The sequence below is a fragment of the Aminobacter sp. P4_D5 genome, from assembly GCF_056401815.1.
The window spans coordinates 1-563 of the sequence record NZ_JBFUIP010001191.1 but is presented as its reverse complement, the minus strand read 5'-3'; the positions used below and the strand labels follow the sequence as shown (position 1 = coordinate 563).

At 64.8% G+C, this 563-nt stretch carries 1 protein-coding gene; it reads right to left on the bottom strand.

Going from position 1 to position 563, the window contains the following annotated elements; all coding sequences use genetic code 11:
- Positions 1-497, bottom strand: a 497-nt coding sequence (locus tag AC1DWF_RS37425) for a ParB/Srx family N-terminal domain-containing protein (RefSeq protein ID WP_476843474.1), incomplete at its 3' end; no start/stop codon positions are given.
- Positions 498-563 lie beyond the last annotated feature (66 nt).

Below are 563 nucleotides of genomic sequence, written 5' to 3'. Positions count from 1 at the left end.
GCGCGAGTGCGCGTCGGCCCTTCCCCGTGCTCGGGGATGTTATCGACCGGGTCGGCCTCCTGTGACTCAGTCAGCCCGAGAGCTTCAATTCGAAGGTCGATCTCGCCCATGGTGAAGCCGATCGCCTCGATGTCGAAGTTGAGCTCGAGGATGGACAGATCGCGGAGCGTCTCCGCGAGGGTGATCTCGTCCCAGCTGGACAGCTCGGACAAACGGTTGTCCGCGATCTGGAAAGCTTTCGCTTCCTCGGGGGTGAGGTGCTCGAGGCGGATGGTCGGGACCTCGGCCCAGCCCAGCTTCTTGGCGGCGAGGACGCGCGCGTGGCCGGCGACGATCTGGCTCTTGGCGTCGATCAGCACCGGCACGTTGAAGCCGAAGGTCTCGATGCTCTTGGCGATCTGCTTGATCTGCCGCGCCGAATGGGTGCGGGGGTTCTTCGCATCGGCCAGGAGGTCGGCAATCGGCCGACCCACACAGTCGAGCTGGGTCTGACGCAAACGGTTCGATAGGGGCGGCGCCGTGCTCGCCGCGTTGGAAGCTTGCTTCTGGCTCGTCACTCAAGG